Genomic DNA, 18,559 nt, shown 5'->3' with positions numbered 1-18,559 from the left:
TTATACATATAATGGAGGGGATGTACATGAAGGAACAATATAAAATCATTGTTTTAAGTGATGAATTATCAGGGGATAGGATTCGAAATACGTTAGACAAAAATAAATGTAAAACAATAGTTCATGTTGTGGACGTTTCAGATGTTGTTCGTATAGAAAGTTCTTTTCAATATATAGTCATTTGGAGAGGGGACGCAGAAAAACTTACAAATGATTTGATAAATAGGGGCGTGCAAAGTTCAAAAATTATTAATTTAACAAAATACATGTATGAATGGAAGGATAAATTAATTTCTATCTATCAAATAAATCCGGATCTTATGTCTTTATACATTTCTATGAAAAAAGCAAAGAGTGATCCGACGTATGAATTGTTTGCTACCGGTTTGTCTTATCCGCATTGTGGCATAAGTACGGAGCTTCTCTCAAAAAAGTCAATAAAATTAACACTTCCATCGCAAGATCTATACTATGATTATTTAATAGCGTCACAACTTTTATCAAACAATCATTCATTTCAATATTGTTTAATAGGAATAGCCTATTTCTCGTTTTACTTTGATATGTCGTTATCCTCCGAATCATATAGAATTCACAAAGTATATTATCCATTGTTTCAAGATGGTCATCATACTGTAGTTCACTCTCCTCTACCCACTGATGGATTCTCCCATCTAAATACTCCGAAACCACTTCTTTCTATTTTTAATTTGCATTTTGAATATATTTTATTAGATGAACTAAAAGATGAATCATTGATACTGCCTTGGGTAAATGCTGAATGGAATACTACTCCTCTTCATATTCCTTTTGAAGAACACGGGAAAATAAGAGCAGCTTCACATGCTAAATTGGCGTATCCTCAAACTTTAGTTGAAAATAAAATAATTTTTAAAAAATATTTAGAATTACTGTTAAAAAATGATATAAAACCATTAATTGTTGTATTCCCAGTTACTTCACATTATTTCAATTGTAGTAGTAAGAAATTAAAAGAAGATTTTTATAAAGTTATAAATGATTTTCAAACTCAATATTCTTTTCAAATTATAGATCTATTTGATTCACCATTATTTTGTGATGATGATTTTTATGATAGTGATCATATGAATAAAAAAGGTGCAAATAAAATGTCCGCATTATTAAATATGTTTATTCAGGAACGAAAAGTATGATAATTTGTTTCATGTTTGCATAAAAGTATATAGGCTCCATACAGTTAAAGTAATGTGATTTTTGTGTCGCGTATATAAATAATATGCGAAGAGGTGAGAGAGTTAAAATGAGAACTCGTATTGAAAGAACTGAAGAGGTGGTAGAGCAACTTCCGTTGGTAAGTGTATTAATTCCTACGTATAATCGTCCTCGTTACTTTGAAAAGGCGCTATGTAGTGTGTTAGAACAAACGTACCCTAATATAGAAATTATAGTTGGAGATGACAGCACGAATGATGAAACAGAAAAAGTGTTACAAAAATACTTATGTGATCATTCAAATATTATTTATATAAAAAATAGATCAACTCTCGGACAATTTGAAAATGCGCTAATGTTATTTAATGAAGCGAACGGTGAATATATAAATTTTTTAATGGATGATGATGTATTTCATGTGAATAAAATTGAAAAAATGATGAAGTATTTTTTCGATGATTTAGATAATGAAATTAAGCTTGTAACATCTCATCGTCAAGTCATTGATGATAAAGGAAAAGAGCTACGACATATTTATTCGACTGTCCGTTTATTTGAAGAGGATACCATTATAGCGGGAACAGAATTAGGAAATAAGGTAATTGTGGATCAAAAAAATTATATTGGAGAACCGACAACAGTTTTATTTCGTAAAAATGATTTACAAGAACCGTTTGGGATTTTTGATAAGAGGCGGTATTTATGTAACGTAGATATAGCTTCATGGTTATCTTTATTAAGTAAAGGAAAAGCTGTATATATAGCAGAGACACTTAGTTACTTTCGATTACATCCAGATCAACAGTTAAATGAATCTAATAAAATGATGGATGGGTTAGAAGATTTTTCACACAGTATTATAGCAGGAGAACAATATGGTTTCTTATCCACTGAAAAAGAGTTAGACAAAGCGATAACTAATTTTCTAGATTATGCAAGAAGGATAGTTCCATCATCAATATTATATACATTAGACTATTACCAAAAAATTAGAGCGAAGAAAATAAACATAGAAAAGAAAAAACAACATATAAATAATAATTCTTCTTTACCGAAAGTAAGTATACTTATTCCTGCATACAATAGACCTTATTACTTGGAATTAGCACTCAACAGCGCTTTGAATCAAACATATGAAAATATTGAAATTATTATTTCTGACGACAGTACAAATGATGAAGTCAATGCTATGATTCAACTGTACTTACGTGAATATGAGTGTATTACATATGTTAAAAATGAAACGCCGTTAGTTGCCGAAAACTTTAATAAGTGTGTAGAACTTGCGAATGGGGACTATATAAACTTTTTATTAGATGATGATTTATTTCATCATGAAAAGATCGAGAGAATGATGAAATACTTTTTGACGTTAGAAAATATTTCATTTGTAACGTCATATCGTGAACTGATTGATGAGAATGGAGAGATATTACCACCTTCAACATTAAATATGAAAATCGCGAAAGAAACTACACTTTTTGAAGGAAAAGAATTAGGAAATTATATGTTAAAAAACTTGAAAAATGTAGTTGGTGAGCCGACAACAGTTTTGTTTAATCGGAATTTGTTTGACGGGAAGTTTGGATATTTTAAAGGAAAGGCTTATTCCGCTATTAATGACATTGCAACTTGGCTAGATATGATGAGGAAAGGAAAAGTAGTTTATATACATGAACCTCTTAGTTATTTTAGACAGCATAGTGGACAAAATCAAAAACAAATGCATTTTATTTTAATGACAATTGAAGAGTGGATTGAATTAATTATAGATGCATATAATAGTGGGTTTTTAAGCTCCGAAAGTGAGTATAAAGAGAGTTTATCTTATTGTTTAGAAAATGCGGGATTTATAGTTAAGGATGCAGTAAGAAATGGCGAACTAGATCAAATTTATAATGAAAAGATAAAAAAAGGCTTAAACAAGTTAGTTGCTCATATGTTCGAGAAAGAATGTTGTTATTGTCAATATTGCAATCAACAATTTGAAAAATTTTCACCTTGGCCAGCACATTATGATTTTCCGAAATATAAATTTGAAATGTGGAATAAAGATACAGGGATATGTCCAGTTTGTAATTCGATGGATCGTGAAAGATTGTACCGTGCGTACATTGAAACGGAAACGGACTTGTTAAATAGAAAATATACTATGCTTCATATTGCACCTGAAGCAAAGTTAAGAGATTGGTTTAACGAGTATAAAAATATTACGTATGTATGTGGTGACTTAGAACCAAAGGATCCATTAATGAAGGAAATTGATGTTACAAGGATTACATATGATAGTAATACTTTTGATGTAATAGTATGTAGCCATGTGTTAGAACACGTTCCTGATGATGACAAAGCAATGCGAGAGTTATATAGAGTGTTAAAGCCAAATGGATGGGGAATTATTCAAGTACCGATCGTAATGAATGTAGATTTTATTATAGAGAATGAATTAATTGTAACACCACAATTGAGGAAATTAGCTTTTGGTCAAGAAGATCATGTGAGAATTTACAATCAATCGGGATTTATTCAACGATTAATGAATGCAGGATTTAAGGTAGAATTATATAACATAGCGGAAAAACAAGGAATGAAAAGTGCTAGGAAATTTGGATTATCTGAAACAGATATGCTCTATATTGTCCGAAAATGATAGGAAGGAATAGATAGATATGGAGAGTATTCCTTTTTTACGTGCTTCAACTGTACCTGTAAGTGAGTATTTGGATGAATTGAAGGAAATTGATACATCTCACATATATACGAATTATGGACCTATAAATCAACGTTTTGAGGAAACAATTATGTCGTCATTTTTTCAAAACAGGGGAGCTGTTACAACAGTAGCAAACGCAACGTTAGGGTTAATGGCGGCTATTCAACTAAAGAAAAGAAGAAAGGGAAAGTATGCTCTCATGCCTAGCTTTACATTCCCTGCGACTGCCTTAGCCGCTATTTGGTGTGGATTGGAACCTTACTTTATTGATATTTCAATAGATGATTGGTATATGGATAAAACCGTACTTTTGCATAAGATAGAAGAATTAAAAGAAGAGGTTGCGATTGTTGTCCCGTACGCCACTTTTGGATCATGGATGAACTTAGAAGAATATGAAGAATTAGAGAAGAAGGGGATTCCGGTTGTCGTAGATGCGGCGCCGGGATTTGGTTTAATGAATGGAGGAATGCATTACGGTCAAGATTTTAGTGGAATGATCGTATATAGCTTTCATGCAACAAAGCCTTTCGGAATTGGTGAAGGAGGGCTCATATATAGTAAAAACGAAGAAGATATACAACGTATTAAAAGAATGGGGAATTTCGGATTTGATAGAAATCGTGAATGCACGATGATGGGGTTTAATTGTAAAATGTCTGAATACGCAGCAGCTATTGGGATTGCGACTATAAAAAAGTGGGATCAAAAATTAAAAGAACGCACTCGTATTTCTGAATGGTATAAACAGTTGTTACAAAATACTGGGTTAATGAAAAAAGGGTGGAAAGTCCAAAAGACAGAAGCAGTTATTCACCAATTTATGCCTATCATTTGTCCAGAAGAAGTTCGCAACATACAAGTAATAGAAGAACTGAAAAAACAGAAAATAGAAGCTAGATTATACTTTTCACCATCTTGCCACCAACAAGTTCTTTTTAAAAACTATAAGTCTACAGATTTAACAAAGACGAATAAAATAGCAAAACGAATCGTAAGTTTACCTTTATGGGAAGGAATGACGAAAGAACTAGTAGAGCAAATTGTAATCTGTTTAGAGCAGAAGGTGGTGTCGGTAGATGAATAGTTTTTATAGTCAAGAAGAACTAAAGGAAATTGGATTTTTATCTGTTGGGAAAAATGTATTGGTTAGTAAAAAAGCAAGTATATATAATCCGAGTGCTATATCAGTTGGCAATCATGTAAGAATTGATGATTTTTGCATTTTAAGTGGCAAAATCACAATTGGAAGTTATTCGCACATATCAGCGTATACAGCGTTATATGGAGGGGAAGTTGGGATTGAAATGCATGATTTTGCAAACATCTCAGCTAAAACAATCGTATATGCAGTACTTGATGATTTCAGTGGAAATACATTAATGGGGCCAACCGTCCCGAATCAATATAGGAATGTGAAAGCAGAAAAAGTTATTTTAAAAAAACATGTGATTATTGGTGCTAATTCTATTATTTTTCCAAATGTAATTGTAGGAGAAGGTACGGCAGTCGGCGCGATGAGTATGGTAAAAGAGAGTTTAGATGATTGGTATATTTACGCTGGAGTTCCCGTAAGGAAAGTAAAACCTCGTCAAAAAAAGATGCTAGAGTTAGAAATTGATTTTTTAAAAAGCATTTATTCTTAACAAAAAAGAATGAATGCTTTTTATTTTTATCCCGCTATTTGCCGATAAAGAGTCGACTGGTGAGGGCTAATTAAAGTTTCACTTTATGATAGAGCAGAGTGTATCTTAACTTATTATGTTTTAAATTTTGCTGACCAAGGCAATACTGAGCCATAGTGAATGTAAAGTTGGAGGGCGAGCGTATATGTTTGATGAGGATGGGATTGTTTTAATTATGGAACCAGCTGATGAAAGAAACTTGAGGAGATTTATTTTTTCAGTGCCAAAGTCAGTGTATGAAAAGAAGGGGCTTACATTACACTATGGAACAGCTATAGGACAAGGGTATATGGATATAATTGAAGATATTATAAGCGTACATATAGAAATAGATGTTGTAACGATAATAGGGCATGTAAGAGGGTAAATAGCTATTTGAAAAAGGTTATAAACAATTTAGCTAGAAGTTATGTATAGAGAAAATTACAGACAATTATAAGGACGAAGGGGGTCTAAAATGAAAATAAAATCAATTGTATTAGTATTCATAGTTTCAATTGGTTTAATGGGATGTTCAATAGTGGAAGAAGGAAAGAACTCCATAGATTATGCTCAAAAGGCGACAGACTATGTAAATGAAATAAGTGCATTTGCAAATGATGCACCAGCATTAGCAGAAAAGGCCGTTAATGATAGCGAGGCTCGAAAAGAATTAGAAACGAAGCTTAGTGAAATTAAACAAGATATACCCGCATTCAATGAATTAACGCCACCTGATGTAGCAAAGGATCTTCATCAACAAATCGTCGGATATAACGAAAAGTTAAATACGTTAATTGATACGGCGAAGACAAAGATAGAAGAAGGCAAAGTGGATGTAGAGCAATTTAAAAACTCTGAGCTTATGCAGACGGTAGATCAAGTTCGAGATTTGAAAGATAAAGTGCAAAATTTAGGTCAATAGTAAAAAGCTCCGTTTGTGATAAACGGAGCTTTTTACTATTGGATACAATAAACGATTACACCAACGATAATAATCATGTTGCCGATGAGTTTACGTTTCGTTATTTTTTCTCCTAGGAAATACCAACCGAAAATTAATATGATGATATAACTTAAGGATTCTAATGCTGATGCTTGTTTTAATGCCATGCCCTTCATGGCGATAACATTTAATCCGGCGTTAATTACAAATAAAGAGTAGCCGATAATAACATAAGGATTCACATATTCTTTTATTCTAGAATCGTATTGTTGCAAAGTAGCTTTTTTTAATAATATTTGTGAGTAATTAGCTAAAATTATCCCGAAAATAAATAATAACATATAACTATTCATCTTTTGTCACCACCACAATTCCGACGATAATAATAGCCGCACCAAGTAAATGATTCCACTGAATCGTATCTCCAAATAGAAATACTGACCAAAGCATTGACCATAGTATAATAATTCCGCGATGTGAATATGCTTTTGAAATTTCGAAATGTTTAATTACTTGTTGCCATAAAATTGCATATCCGAATAAAAGTATAACTAGTCCGAAATAAGCAACAAAAAATGAGATGGAAGCAATGGGGAATTTAGCTGCCCATTTCATGTAAACCATAATGATAGAATATATCAAAAAAGCTACATGTAAAAATACGTAATTTTTAATAGTTGGTTTCATTTATTCACTCTCTTTTGCATATAAATATATATTTATACCTAATTTTTCTAATGATATATATTGGAACGTATTTTGTTTAACCTTTCACATTCCAAATTACATAGTATCATGGCTTTTATTGTAAAACAATAGAAGCTATGCATTCATTTTTTCCAAGGTTCTACAATATGTATCGATTTATTTTTTGCATCCAACTCTACTTGAACACCGATAGGTATGGTAATCATTGGATGTGTATGACAACAATCGAAGTCAGCTAGAAAAGGAATTCTTTGATTTTGAAGTACTTCTAATAGTATTTCAAAAGGTTTTCGATTGGTACCACAATCATCAAATTGCTCGTGTTTTCCAAGAATAATACCTGAAATTTTATCGAATACACCGTTAATTTTAAGTAATGAAAAGCTTCTTTCAATAGTAGCTGCATCTTTTGAACTGTCCTCAATAAAGAGAATGTCGCCTTCTTGAATATGTGGCATATAGGGACTACCCAAAATTCCTTGTATCGTGTTTAAATTCCCGCCAATAATACGCCCAGTAGCTTTTCCATCAATTACTGAAATCCAATCGTTTGGTCGAAGTTCTTTCTCCTTCGTCTTTTCTTCCCAATTAATAAATTCATCTGACCAAAATAATGGTTGTTTTATATGATAAGGAAGAGAATGATCATGTAGTAAAGTTTCAGAAAAATATTTGTATGTACAATCAACAAAAGGTTCAAATTCGCCAAAGGAAGGGACGAGAGCTGGTCCATAAAATGTAGGGATTCCTGTTTTGGCGTAAATTCCTAGTAATAAAGCAGTTGCATCTGAATACCCAATCATTATTTTAGGGTTCTTTAGAAAAGCATCATAATCAATATAAGGTAATATTGAATTTGAATTCATCCCACCAATTGTTGACATAATACAAGAAACATTAGGATTTCTTATCAAGACATTTAGCTCCTCAGCACGCTCTTGTATACTACCAGAACGATAAAAATCATATCGACCTGTTAATGAACCTTCTAATATATGAAACCCTTTCTGTTGTAAGTAAGATTTTGCTCGTTCAAATCTTTTTGGAGAAGTGTAGGTTACTGGTGAAGAAGGGGAGTAGATCCCAATTGTGTCTCCGTATTTTAATGATTTTGGAAGTAGCATTTGTATGAATCCCTTCTATTAAATAGTTTATCTCGCTATTTGACGGGTAGCCCGATTGGGGGGCTGATTAAAGTTTCGCTTTATTTACGAGAGTTTATTATTGAATATTCTTACGTTTCAATATTGTAAGTTTAACATAAATAAATTAAAATAATCATTGCTGTATATGAATAAATATACCTTTTACCTTGACTATATAAAGGAATTGTTGTTAAGGTTAAATATGAGTGTATAAAAGGTTTGCTAAAGGAGTTTTGAAATGAATCGGTTAAAATGGGGAAGGATGACAGTCCTATTAGTTATTATTTTAGGGATATGTTGGTTCTTATTCCAAGGAAATCAAAAGAGCATAGCGAATGTAGAGGGACAACCTTTGCAAGTGGCAGAACTACCTAAAGTAGGATTTACTGAAAAAGTAGTCCCGCCAAAGTACATCCCACCAGAAATTAACGCAAAAGCAGCTATGATTATCGATGCGAGTGATGGAGATATTATTTATCAATATAATGAAAATGAAGCTTTTGCACCGGCTAGTATGTCTAAGATGATGACAGCGTATCTCTTACTAGAGAGTATACATAACGGGAAAGTTCGCTGGGAAGATCCAGTAAAAATGAGTGCGAAGGCGGCACAAACAGAAGGAGCGAGAATCCCAGTACAAGTTAATGACACATTAACTGTTAAAGATTTATATCATGCATTAATGATTGAGTCAGCTAATAATTCGGCTGTGGCCTTAGCAGAACATATGGCAAAATCGGAGAAAGATTTCGTTCAGCTTATGGATGCAAAAGCGAAACAGTTAAAAATGTCGGAACATGCTAAATTTGCAAATGCTTCTGGATTACAAGAGCCAGATGGAAGTGAAACAAAAATGACGGCTGCTGATGTAGCGCAATTGGCGTATCATCTTATAAAAGATTATCCGGAAATATTAGAAGTGACTCACTTACGTCAAAGTCAGCTAGCATTTAATAATATTAATGTTATAAGCACAAACGACATGTTAAACAAAAATAATAAAAGTTTATATATAGAAGGAATGGACGGACTAAAGACTGGATTTACAGATAGCGCAGGATACTGTTTTACTGGGACTGCAAAGCAAGGTGATAATCGAATTATTACAGTGGTCATGGGGACATCAAGTAAAACAAAACGTTTTACAGAGACAAATAAGTTAATGTCGTATGCATTTGGATTAGTTAATTAAGTAAGTAAAATACGAATCTAGATCGCTACATAAGTAAGACTGTTTGTTGTTACTAATTTTAGATAACAACAAACAGTCTTTTTATTTTTATTTTAAAAAGGAAAAAGCTTCTAAATATAAGTGTTATTATTTGAGTTTGTTTGTTGCTGTGATATTATAAAGTTATAAGCTTATTAATAATAAGTTTGAGGGGCGTAATATGATATATACATATGAAATAGCCTCAATTGAAAATTGGAGGGAATTATGATGGCAAAAGATTTTTACTCAGCAATTGAAGACAGAAGATCTATTTATGCAATTAGTAAAGAGCAAGTAGTTTCTGATGAGAAAATTCAAGAAGTGATTTATCATGCTGTAAAACATACACCTTCAGCTTTTAATTCTCAAAGTGCTCGCGTTGTTGTTTTATTAGGAGAACAACATGATAAATTATGGGATATTACGAAAGAAACGTTACGAAAAATTGTACCTGAAAATAACTTTGCACCTACTGAAGAAAAAATGAATGCATTTAAAAGTGGTTATGGAACGGTTTTATATTTTGAAGACAGTGAAGTAGTGGAAAGCCTTCAAGCTAACTTTGCATTATATAAAGATAATTTCCCAACTTGGTCTCAGCAATCATCAGGAATGTTACAATTTGCAATTTGGACAGCTTTAGAAATTGAAGGGTTTGGTGCTACGTTACAGCATTACAATCCGCTAATTGATGAAGAAGTGAGAAAAGAGTGGGATGTTCCAGAGAATTGGAAACTTATTGCACAAATGCCATTTGGTAAACCGGTAGTACATGCTGGTGAAAAAGAATTCCAACCGCTAGAGGACCGTGTGAAAATTTATAAATAATTTGATAAAAGGTGAACAGGAATATAACCTGTTCACCTTTTTTATACGTAATAAGGGTTTTTTTGTCCTGCATTTTTCATCTGATTTTTTAATTCGTTTTTACGTGTTTCAATAGCTGATACTTTTTGTAATGTTATCATTGAAACGAATTGAATAAAAGCATAGTATAGCTCTATATTTTTTTGTATTGGATCATCTATTATATTTCTCACAAATATGCCTCCTCTTTTTATTCCAATAAAACTCCGTATTAATGGGCAGCCCGAGTGGTGAGGGTTAATAATTAGCGGAGGATGTATAAAACCCTTACTGATTAAAGTTTCATTTTATAAGGGAATGAAACTTTAATCAATTCGCTAAAATTCTTTTTTATTAAGATATGTATATAATACTATAAATATCCTATAAATTCCATTATGGGAAAAAGAGAACAGTTGATATAGTGTGTGTTTTCTTTAAAGGAGAAATGGCTTTTTTGAAATAAATCTTACAATTCGTCAAATTATTTCAAAATTGTAGATAGTATAGAAATTTAGTTTTCTAAAAATATTATACTATTGATAAATAGAGTGATTTTTGTCATGATGAAAGTATACTTCATGTAAGGAGCTTTATAAGGAAATACATAATGTGGTTTGTATTAGGTTAATAGAATTTTTTATAGAAGATAGAAAAGGGATGTTTTATATTGAGATATTAAATGGAATGTCGAATTTTCATGCGATATATGAGAAATTTGAAAAAATCATTGCAAAAATACTATAATTAATGATAAAGTTCACATGAAGTTCACACAGATTTCACTTCGTTCATTTAAAATGAACTCTGTGTGAAAAATAAAACTCTTGCTAAAAAATGGAACTGGATGAATATTTTACTTTGATAATATTGTAAAGTATTAAAGTTTTAGTTTTTTTTAAGAGGATAGTAGGGAAAGGAAGTAAAGACAACTTATGAAAAAAGTAATTGCAGGTTTAGCAGCAGCTTCTGTAGCTGGCGTTGCAGTTCCAGGAATGGATTCTGCTCATGCACAAGTTTCAAATGAAGCGCTAAAAGAAATTAATGGACAAACTCAAACTCAAACTCAAACTCAAACGACTGTAACTGAAACAAAAACTGTAGAAACAACTTCTGAATTAAAATACACAGTAACTGCTGATGTATTAAATGTTCGTTCAGGTGCTGGTACAGGACATAACGTTATTTCTAAAGTAAAGTCAGGCCAAGTGCTACAAGTAGTTGGACAAGAAAATGGTTGGTTCAAAGTAAACGTAAATGGTCAAACAGGTTATGTAAGTGGTGACTTCGTAACGACTGGTGGCAAAACAGGAACGACTGTTCAACAAGGAACAGGTACTTACACAGTAAACGTTTCTTCACTTAACGTACGTACAGGCCCAAGTACATCTCATACAGTATTAGGTTCTGTAAACAAAGGTAAAACAGTACAAGTTGTAGGTGAAGTACAAGATTGGTTTAAAATCAACTTCAATGGTGGAACTGGATACGTAAGCAAAGACTTCGTAACAAAAGGTGGTTCTGCTGTATCTAACGAAACACAACAACCAACTACAAACAACAATACTACAACAGTTCAAACTGGTGGTTCTTATGTTGTTAACACTGGTGCTTTAAAAGTACGTACAGGCCCAGCTACATACAACGCTGTAATCGGTGGAGTAACAAATGGTAAAGTATTAAACGTTACTGGTGCTGAAAATGGTTGGTACAAAATTAACCATAACGGCCGCACAGGTTACGTAAGTGCAGACTTCGTTAAGTTTGTAAAAGGCGGAGTAAACAACGTTACAAATAACAATAATGTTACAAATAACGTTCAACAACCAGGTAAAGACGTACAAAAACCAACAACAGGTGGAGATACATCTTCAATCGCTGGATTCGCTAGATCTTTAAATGGTTCACCATACAGAACTGCTGGTACAACACCTGCTGGTTTTGACTGCAGTGGATTCATTCACTACGTATTAAATCAAACTGGTCATAAAGGCGCTCGTCAAACAGTTGCTGGATACTGGAGCTCTAAAACAAAAACTAGCAATCCACAACCAGGTGATTTAGTATACTTCCAAAATACTTATAAATCAGGTCCTTCTCACATGGGTGTTTACTTAGGAAACGGTCAGTTCATTAGTGCAGAAACAGATGCAACTGGTGTACGTATTAGTTCTGTAAGTAACTCTTACTGGAGCAAGCACCTATTAGGTTACACAAAAGCATACTAAGAAAAAGTAGTTTTATATACTTTTCGTATAGAGAAAAGGCTTTCCAAGGAAACTTGGGAAGCCTTTTTATAGTTGAATAAATTGGAAGTTTAATAGTTTTTATTTTAACTTTCCATTTAAAAATCGATCATATAAGTCATGGAAATAGTTAGGACGAAATAAGTTCGCTGCATGTCCCGCTAACGGTATTTCCTTATATAGAACGTTAGGCAAAATAGATTTCAAATCAAATAGACAAGATTTATAGAGATGATCATGTTCTCCCATTACCCATAGTATAGGGTGAGGAAGTGATTTTAATTTAGATTTTAAATCGAATTCTAACCGATGTCGTAATGACTGGGCAATTATGGATGAATGTAATTGTAATCCGAAACGGTAGTAAATATTTCTTGAAATGACTGCGAACGGATTTGCTTTTAATATACCGCTTGGAAAAATAGTATTTGCGTATTGAGAGAGCCATTTAGAGTATTCATCTCCTCGCTTCTCCCAAAAATTTTGAAATACATTATATAAACGAGAAGGGTTATTGTAATGTCCTCCAATATGACAAATACTTAATACTTTTTCTGGATGCATTTGTGCAAAAATTGTAGAGATGTAACAGCCGTAACTTAGCGCACAAATATGTGCTTTTTTAATACCTTCTTGTTCATATAAGTTTAATAATTGATCTACGAGGCGCTGTAATGAAAAGTCGATTGCTTCTCCTTTATCATCACCGTGACCTAATAAGTCATAAGTTATAATGTTGTAGGAGGCAGAAAATCGTTTTTGCTCTTTTTTGAAGGCGCGACGATTGCCAACTAATCCATGAATAAAAATAATTGTTTCCTTTTCAGAATGTATATTTGTTTGCAAAAAGGATACTCCTTTCACTAACTGGAGATTTATATCGTGTTGTAAATTATTTATCTATAATTTACATAGAATAATATTAAGTACCAGGTAATAATATCAGATGTTTATATCTGTTGTAAAGATGAGTTTTTATGTATATTTTGTAAAAATAGAAAAAGTGTGTTTACATTCAGTTTACATTTGTATCGTATTCTAATTTTAGAAAGAACAGTTTTGTTTAACATGAGGAGATGAACAGGAATGGAAGTTAGAAATGAAATAAAGAAAAAAGGGAGTTGGAGGCAGTTTTTACGCCTTATTCAAGATACAAATCCTCCGAAAGGAATTTTAGTTTTTGCGTTGTTAATGAGTTTGCTTTCTACGGGAGCGAGTTTATTTATTCCTATGCTGACAAAAGGATTAGTAGATAATTTTTCGCTTTCTTCAATTAGTGCAGGACAAATTGTTGGGTTAGTTGCTTTCTTTGTAATGCAAACTATTGCGGCAGGGTTGTCTATATATTTACTAAATTATATTGGGCAGAAGATTGTAGCGGGACTAAGAGAACGTTTGTGGAAAAAGGTACTTATCTTGCCGGTATCTTATTACGATCAAAATAGAACAGGTGATACTATTAGCCGTATGACGAATGATACAGGTGTTGTGAAAACGTTAATTTCTGAGCATTTGTCAAACTTATTAACAGGTGGTATTTCAATTGTTGGATCGTTAATTGTATTATTTGTTTTAGATTGGAAAATGACTGCGTTACTTTTAACGGTTATTCCGTTGTCTGTGTTAATTTTAGTTCCACTTGGACGAAAAATGTATAAGATTTCAAAAGCGCTTCAAGATGAAACTGCATCTTTTACAAGTGTGTTAACGCAAGTGTTATCAGAAATTCGTTTAGTGAAATCTTCAAATACAGAAAAGAGAGAATATGAAACGGGTAATACAGGTATACAAAAGTTATTACAATTTGGTTTGAAAGAAGGAAAAGTGCAAGCATTAATTTCGCCAGTTATGTCGTTTGTTTTAATGGCACTACTTGTTATTATCGTAGGGTATGGCGGGATGCGAGTTTCTAGCGGTGCATTAACAACCGGTGAACTTGTAGCGTTTATTTTGTATTTAGTTCAAATTGTAATGCCAATGAGTCAATTATCTATGTTCTTTACACAATTCCAAAAGGCAATTGGTGCAACGGAAAGAATTAGTACGATTTTAGAATATGAAGTAGAAGATCATGAAACTGGTGTGAAAGTGACAAATGCTAAGCAACCGATCGTTCTTGAAAATGTACATTTTGAGTATAACGAAGAAGAGCAAGTTTTGAAAAATATTGATTTCACAATTGAATCTGGAAAAGTGACAGCGATTGTAGGACCAAGTGGTAGTGGGAAAACAACGTTATTCTCATTACTGGAACGTTTTTATGAGCCAACTAGTGGTGCTATTAAATTAGGAAAAGAATCAATTACGAGTTATTCATTAGAGTCATGGCGACGTCAAATCGGTTACGTATCACAAGATAGTCCGTTAATTGATGGAACGATTCGTGATAATATTTGTTATGGTGTCGAGGGCGAAGTAACGGATGAAGAAATTGAAAAAGTAGCTGCAATGGCATATGTTGATGCATTTATTCATGACTTACCAAACGGTTATGCAACAGAAGTTGGAGAACGCGGTGTGAAACTTTCTGGAGGACAAAGACAGCGAATTGCCATTGCCCGAGCGTTACTTCGAAATCCGCAAATTCTTATGTTAGATGAGGCGACTTCAAGCTTAGATAGTAAATCTGAGTCTGTCGTTCAAAAAGCGTTAAATAACTTAATGAAAGGCAGAACAACGTTAGTGATTGCGCATAGACTTTCTACTGTTGTAGATGCAGATAAAATTGTCTTTATTGAGAAAGGGAATCTTACAGGTAGTGGTACGCATGATGAATTATTACAGACGCATGATATGTATCGTGAGTTTGCAACGCAGCAATTGAAAATTAAAGAGGGGGCATTATAAAATGAATCATCAGTGGGATTTTACTCAACTGATGATTCATTTTTAAACAATATATTAGATGCTAAGTAGAAAGGAAATGGTTCCTTTGATACCTAAAATTTTAATAGTAGATGACGATCCACACATTAGAGAACTCGTTTCGGTATTTTTAGAACGAGAAGGTTTTCAAACATATGAGGCAATTGATGGAGTAGATGCACTTCAGAAAATGGATGACGTAAAAGTCGATATGGTTATTCTTGATATCATGATGCCAAATATGGATGGATTTGATGTATGTTTTGAATTAAGAAAATACTATGATATCCCGGTTCTGATGCTAACTGCCAAAGGGGAAACATCACAAAAAGTAAAAGGATTTCACCTTGGGACAGATGATTATCTTGTAAAACCATTTGACCCTATAGAATTAGTAGTGAGAGTAAAGGCATTATTGAAACGTTACCAAATTACAGTTTCCCAATCGATTCAAGTTGGAAATGTATTATTAAATCGTAAAACATTCGAAGTTACATCTGGAGAACAAACGGTTACATTACCGTTAAAAGAATTTGAGCTGCTCTTTACTTTAGGGTCTAAATCGGGAAGAACTTGTTCGAGAGAGCAATTAATTGAAGAAATATGGGGATATGATTTTGAAGGGAATGAGCGTACACTAGACGTTCATATTAATCGGTTACGTGAGAAGTTTCAAGAAGAGCAGTCGAAATTTAGTATTAAAACAATAAGAGGATTAGGGTATCGCTTAGAGGTAAGTAAATGAGAAAAAGAAAACGAATGAGTAAGTTGAAGATGCTGAAAGTATTTGGAGCGGTATTAGCGCTCTTTTCTTTTCTTACTATCATTTGGTCTATCGCATTTTATGTAGCAACTAGTATATTGAATGCTTTTGACGTAAACGTATCGCCGTTTGTTGCCTTTCTAATTAGTGATATGGTCGGTTTTGTATTTATTATTCTTATTTGGACATTGATTGGAATATTAATGAGACCAAAACGAGAGGCGATGATTTGGACTATTATTGAACCGATACAAAAAATTGCAAAAGGAGACTTCTCCGTAAAAATACGAAATGAAGAAAAGTATGATGGAGAAATTGGCGTGCTCGTAAAAAGTATAAATGATATGACAGATGAACTGAATACGATGGAGAAAATGAGACAAGAATTTGTATCGAATGTTTCTCATGAAATACAGTCACCATTAACTTCTATAAAAGGATTTGCTAGAGCACTACAAGAAGATAATTTTTCTGAGGAAAAAAGAAAGCATTATCTTACCATTATTGAAACTGAAACAACGAGATTATCTAAACTAAGTCAAAATTTACTAAAGCTAACTCTTTTAGAATCAGAAGAGTATACACCAGAAAGAGTGAGCTATCGATTAGATCAACAGTTAAAGCAAATTGTGTTAAATAGTGAACCACTCTGGGCTGAAAAAGAAATTGAGTTAGAACTAGATTTAGAAAAAGTACATGTTATTGCTGACCAAGAAAGTATGAGTCAAGTGTGGATTAATTTAATTCATAATAGTATTAAATTTACTCCAAGCGGTGGTACGATTACTATTCAGTTAAAGGAACATGAGACAGTAGTGGAAGTGCGTATCCGTGATTCAGGAATTGGTATATCAGAAGAACAGAAACAACATATTTTTGAACGTTTTTATAAAGCGGATTCTTCACGAAATCGTGCCTATGGAGGAAGTGGCTTAGGTTTAGCTATTGTAAAGAAAGTACTCGACCTTCATCAAGGAGAGATAAAAGTGGAGAGTGAGGAGGGAAAAGGTACTGAATTTATTGTGCGTATGCCGAATCATGAAGAGAAATAGTGTTAGAAGGAGAACCTTCTAACACTATTTCTCTTTAAAAATGCATTTGCCGTTACTGCAATTATATTGATAAGCTTTTCCTTCGCTTTTCATACTCATACACTCCCCTATGCTGGATTTGTTTTTATTTTACATGAATAATGGTAAAAAAATGAAACTTATAAATAAAAACTTTCTATAGTTACCTACAAGTAACCTACGCACATGAAAGTGCATCATTGCCTTTTTACATAAACATAGATACAATTTTAATATAATACATAACTGAAATGATTAAGGAGTGTTATACTTGGCAGAATTATTACAAGGTAAAAGTGCTTTAATTACAGGAGCCGGTAGAGGGATTGGTCGCGCTGTAGCGATTGCATTAGCGAAAGAAGGCGTAAATGTAGGACTTTTAGCTCGCTCAGAAGAAAACTTAAAAGCTGTAGCGAAAGAAGTAGAAGCAGAAGGCGTAAAAGCTGTTATTGCAACTGCAGATGTTTCTTCATACGAAGAAGTAACAACTGCGATTGAAACGTTAAAAAATGGTTTAGGATCTATTGATATTTTAATTAATAACGCTGGTATTTCTAAATTCGGTAAGTTTTTAGAACTAGACGTTGCTGATTGGGAAAAAATCATTCAAGTAAACTTAATGGGTGTATACTATGCAACTCGTGCAGCTTTACCGAGCATGATTGAACAACAATCTGGTGATATCATTAACATTTCATCTACAGCAGGACAAAAAGGTGCACCTGTAACAAGTGCATATAGTGCTTCTAAATTTGGTGTCCTTGGTTTAACAGAATCGTTAGCGATGGAAGTTCGCAAACATAACATTCGTGTAACAGCTTTAACTCCAAGTACAGTAGCAACTGATATGGCTGTAGATTTAGGATTAACTGATGGAAACCCTGATAAAGTAATGCAAGCGGAAGATATTGCAGAATTTATCGTAGCGCAGCTGAAATTAAATAAACGTACATTTATTAAATCTGCTGGGCTTTGGTCTACTAATCCATAGGAATTAAATTTAACTTTAAAAGAAGGGATATCTATTCTGTAAGGGGTAGATGTCCCTTCTTTATTTTTTGTATTCGAGACAGAATTTTCGGTATAATTAAAGGTGAATGGTAGAAAGCATTGGTAAATTGAAAGGAATGGCAGTTGTAAAAGAGTGATGTAAGGAGGGAAAAGGATGAGAAAGAAGTTTCAAAAA

General features: G+C 33.0%; 18 protein-coding genes and 1 pseudogene. 13 read left to right on the top strand and 6 right to left on the bottom strand.

Annotated elements, in window-relative coordinates; translation table 11 throughout:
- Nucleotides 1-26 precede the first annotated feature (26 nt).
- The 6 genes from ACK1U5_RS09180 to ACK1U5_RS09155 all read left to right on the top strand — a co-directional run bounded on the left by ACK1U5_RS09180 (nt 27) and on the right by ACK1U5_RS09155 (nt 6,496).
- On the top strand, nt 27-1,175 hold the full coding sequence (locus ACK1U5_RS09180) for a hypothetical protein (protein ID WP_000664251.1): 1,149 nt from the start codon (nt 27-29) through the stop codon (nt 1,173-1,175).
- A gap of 107 nt (nt 1,176-1,282) precedes the next feature.
- Nucleotides 1,283-3,844, top strand: coding sequence for a glycosyltransferase (locus tag ACK1U5_RS09175; protein ID WP_001260424.1), 2,562 nt, complete (start codon nt 1,283-1,285; stop codon nt 3,842-3,844).
- Nucleotides 3,845-3,863: 19 nt separating this feature from the next.
- Nucleotides 3,864-4,994, top strand: coding sequence for a DegT/DnrJ/EryC1/StrS aminotransferase family protein (locus ACK1U5_RS09170; protein ID WP_000443946.1), 1,131 nt, complete (start codon nt 3,864-3,866; stop codon nt 4,992-4,994).
- On the top strand, nt 4,987-5,553 hold the full coding sequence (locus tag ACK1U5_RS09165; RefSeq protein ID WP_001084165.1) for an acyltransferase: 567 nt from the start codon (nt 4,987-4,989) through the stop codon (nt 5,551-5,553). Before ACK1U5_RS09170 ends, ACK1U5_RS09165 begins: the two co-directional genes overlap by 8 nt.
- 184 nt (nt 5,554-5,737) lie before the next feature.
- Nucleotides 5,738-5,959: a hypothetical protein gene (locus tag ACK1U5_RS09160; protein WP_000459099.1), complete on the top strand. Its 222-nt coding sequence runs from the start codon at nt 5,738-5,740 to the stop codon at nt 5,957-5,959.
- 90 nt (nt 5,960-6,049) lie between these two features.
- A complete protein-coding gene (locus tag ACK1U5_RS09155) occupies nt 6,050-6,496 on the top strand; it encodes a DUF6376 family protein (RefSeq protein ID WP_000695229.1) in 447 nt (148 codons plus the stop codon).
- A gap of 35 nt (nt 6,497-6,531) precedes the next feature.
- Here ACK1U5_RS09155 and ACK1U5_RS09150 read toward each other — a convergent pair whose 3' ends face one another.
- The 3 genes from ACK1U5_RS09150 to ACK1U5_RS09140 all read right to left on the bottom strand — a co-directional run bounded on the left by ACK1U5_RS09150 (nt 6,532) and on the right by ACK1U5_RS09140 (nt 8,349).
- Nucleotides 6,532-6,870, bottom strand: coding sequence for an EamA family transporter (locus ACK1U5_RS09150; RefSeq protein WP_001089868.1), 339 nt, complete (start codon nt 6,868-6,870; stop codon nt 6,532-6,534).
- Complete coding sequence (locus tag ACK1U5_RS09145; RefSeq protein WP_000805125.1) at nt 6,863-7,204, bottom strand: EamA family transporter; 342 nt, start codon at nt 7,202-7,204, stop codon at nt 6,863-6,865. Before ACK1U5_RS09145 ends, ACK1U5_RS09150 begins: the two co-directional genes overlap by 8 nt.
- A gap of 143 nt (nt 7,205-7,347) precedes the next feature.
- Complete coding sequence (locus tag ACK1U5_RS09140; RefSeq protein WP_069605397.1) at nt 7,348-8,349, bottom strand: S66 family peptidase; 1,002 nt, start codon at nt 8,347-8,349, stop codon at nt 7,348-7,350.
- Between the two features lie 259 nt (nt 8,350-8,608).
- On the opposite strand from ACK1U5_RS09140, the gene ACK1U5_RS09135 reads away from it, so the two are divergent.
- A complete protein-coding gene (locus ACK1U5_RS09135; protein ID WP_069605396.1) occupies nt 8,609-9,562 on the top strand; it encodes a D-alanyl-D-alanine carboxypeptidase family protein in 954 nt (317 codons plus the stop codon).
- Between the two features lie 246 nt (nt 9,563-9,808).
- A complete protein-coding gene (locus ACK1U5_RS09130) occupies nt 9,809-10,411 on the top strand; it encodes a nitroreductase family protein (protein ID WP_001987122.1) in 603 nt (200 codons plus the stop codon).
- A 41-nt stretch (nt 10,412-10,452) separates the two neighbouring features.
- On the opposite strand, the gene ACK1U5_RS09125 is transcribed toward ACK1U5_RS09130, so the two are convergent.
- Entirely contained in the window at nt 10,453-10,623 is a 171-nt protein-coding gene (locus tag ACK1U5_RS09125) for a hypothetical protein (protein ID WP_001244279.1), read from the bottom strand.
- Between the two features lie 741 nt (nt 10,624-11,364).
- On the opposite strand from ACK1U5_RS09125, the gene entFM reads away from it, so the two are divergent.
- Complete coding sequence (gene entFM / locus ACK1U5_RS09120; protein WP_000755498.1) at nt 11,365-12,657, top strand: enterotoxin EntFM; 1,293 nt, start codon at nt 11,365-11,367, stop codon at nt 12,655-12,657.
- 99 nt (nt 12,658-12,756) lie between these two features.
- Here the strand turns inward: entFM and ACK1U5_RS09115 are convergent, their stop codons facing one another.
- Nucleotides 12,757-13,521, bottom strand: coding sequence for an alpha/beta fold hydrolase (locus ACK1U5_RS09115; RefSeq protein WP_001194306.1), 765 nt, complete (start codon nt 13,519-13,521; stop codon nt 12,757-12,759).
- 240 nt (nt 13,522-13,761) lie between these two features.
- Between ACK1U5_RS09115 and ACK1U5_RS09110 the strand changes: the two genes are divergently transcribed.
- From ACK1U5_RS09110 to hitS, 3 genes are all read left to right on the top strand, one after another.
- A complete protein-coding gene (locus ACK1U5_RS09110) occupies nt 13,762-15,522 on the top strand; it encodes an ABC transporter ATP-binding protein (protein ID WP_000453867.1) in 1,761 nt (586 codons plus the stop codon).
- 85 nt (nt 15,523-15,607) lie between these two features.
- A complete protein-coding gene (gene hitR, locus ACK1U5_RS09105) occupies nt 15,608-16,285 on the top strand; it encodes an envelope stress response regulator transcription factor HitR (protein ID WP_000612414.1) in 678 nt (225 codons plus the stop codon).
- Nucleotides 16,282-17,355, top strand: a complete 1,074-nt coding sequence (gene hitS, locus ACK1U5_RS09100; protein ID WP_001231622.1) for an envelope stress sensor histidine kinase HitS — start codon at nt 16,282-16,284, stop codon at nt 17,353-17,355. Before hitR ends, hitS begins: the two co-directional genes overlap by 4 nt.
- Before the next feature lie 24 nt (nt 17,356-17,379).
- On the opposite strand, the pseudogene ACK1U5_RS09095 reads toward hitS, so the two are convergent.
- A pseudogene (locus tag ACK1U5_RS09095) lies at nt 17,380-17,448 on the bottom strand (DUF3139 domain-containing protein); the annotation flags it as partial.
- A gap of 196 nt (nt 17,449-17,644) precedes the next feature.
- Here ACK1U5_RS09095 and ACK1U5_RS09090 point away from each other — a divergent pair.
- Entirely contained in the window at nt 17,645-18,364 is a 720-nt protein-coding gene (locus ACK1U5_RS09090; RefSeq protein WP_063217776.1) for a 3-ketoacyl-ACP reductase, read from the top strand.
- Nucleotides 18,365-18,559: the final 195 nt, after the last annotated feature.

It is taken from the genome of Bacillus sp. XB1 (genome assembly GCF_053557995.1).
Note: the sequence above shows the minus strand (reverse complement) of the source record. Positions and strands in the feature narration are given on the sequence as shown.

What these genes read in the sequence shown, in the direction of transcription:
- ACK1U5_RS09110 (WP_000453867.1), top strand. Translation starts at nt 13,762, where the DNA reads ATGGAAGTTAGAAATGAAATAAAGAAAAAAGGGAGTTGGAGGCAGTTT.
- ACK1U5_RS09140 (WP_069605397.1), bottom strand. Translation starts at nt 8,349, where the DNA reads ATGCTACTTCCAAAATCATTAAAATACGGAGACACAATTGGGATCTAC.
- ACK1U5_RS09160 (WP_000459099.1), top strand. Translation starts at nt 5,738, where the DNA reads ATGTTTGATGAGGATGGGATTGTTTTAATTATGGAACCAGCTGATGAA.
- ACK1U5_RS09165 (WP_001084165.1), top strand. Translation starts at nt 4,987, where the DNA reads ATGAATAGTTTTTATAGTCAAGAAGAACTAAAGGAAATTGGATTTTTA.
- ACK1U5_RS09175 (WP_001260424.1), top strand. Translation starts at nt 1,283, where the DNA reads ATGAGAACTCGTATTGAAAGAACTGAAGAGGTGGTAGAGCAACTTCCG.
- ACK1U5_RS09155 (WP_000695229.1), top strand. Translation starts at nt 6,050, where the DNA reads ATGAAAATAAAATCAATTGTATTAGTATTCATAGTTTCAATTGGTTTA.
- ACK1U5_RS09180 (WP_000664251.1), top strand. Translation starts at nt 27, where the DNA reads ATGAAGGAACAATATAAAATCATTGTTTTAAGTGATGAATTATCAGGG.
- ACK1U5_RS09130 (WP_001987122.1), top strand. Translation starts at nt 9,809, where the DNA reads ATGATGGCAAAAGATTTTTACTCAGCAATTGAAGACAGAAGATCTATT.
- ACK1U5_RS09145 (WP_000805125.1), bottom strand. Translation starts at nt 7,204, where the DNA reads ATGAAACCAACTATTAAAAATTACGTATTTTTACATGTAGCTTTTTTG.
- ACK1U5_RS09170 (WP_000443946.1), top strand. Translation starts at nt 3,864, where the DNA reads ATGGAGAGTATTCCTTTTTTACGTGCTTCAACTGTACCTGTAAGTGAG.
- ACK1U5_RS09150 (WP_001089868.1), bottom strand. Translation starts at nt 6,870, where the DNA reads ATGAATAGTTATATGTTATTATTTATTTTCGGGATAATTTTAGCTAAT.
- hitS (WP_001231622.1), top strand. Translation starts at nt 16,282, where the DNA reads ATGAGAAAAAGAAAACGAATGAGTAAGTTGAAGATGCTGAAAGTATTT.
- ACK1U5_RS09135 (WP_069605396.1), top strand. Translation starts at nt 8,609, where the DNA reads ATGAATCGGTTAAAATGGGGAAGGATGACAGTCCTATTAGTTATTATT.
- entFM (WP_000755498.1), top strand. Translation starts at nt 11,365, where the DNA reads ATGAAAAAAGTAATTGCAGGTTTAGCAGCAGCTTCTGTAGCTGGCGTT.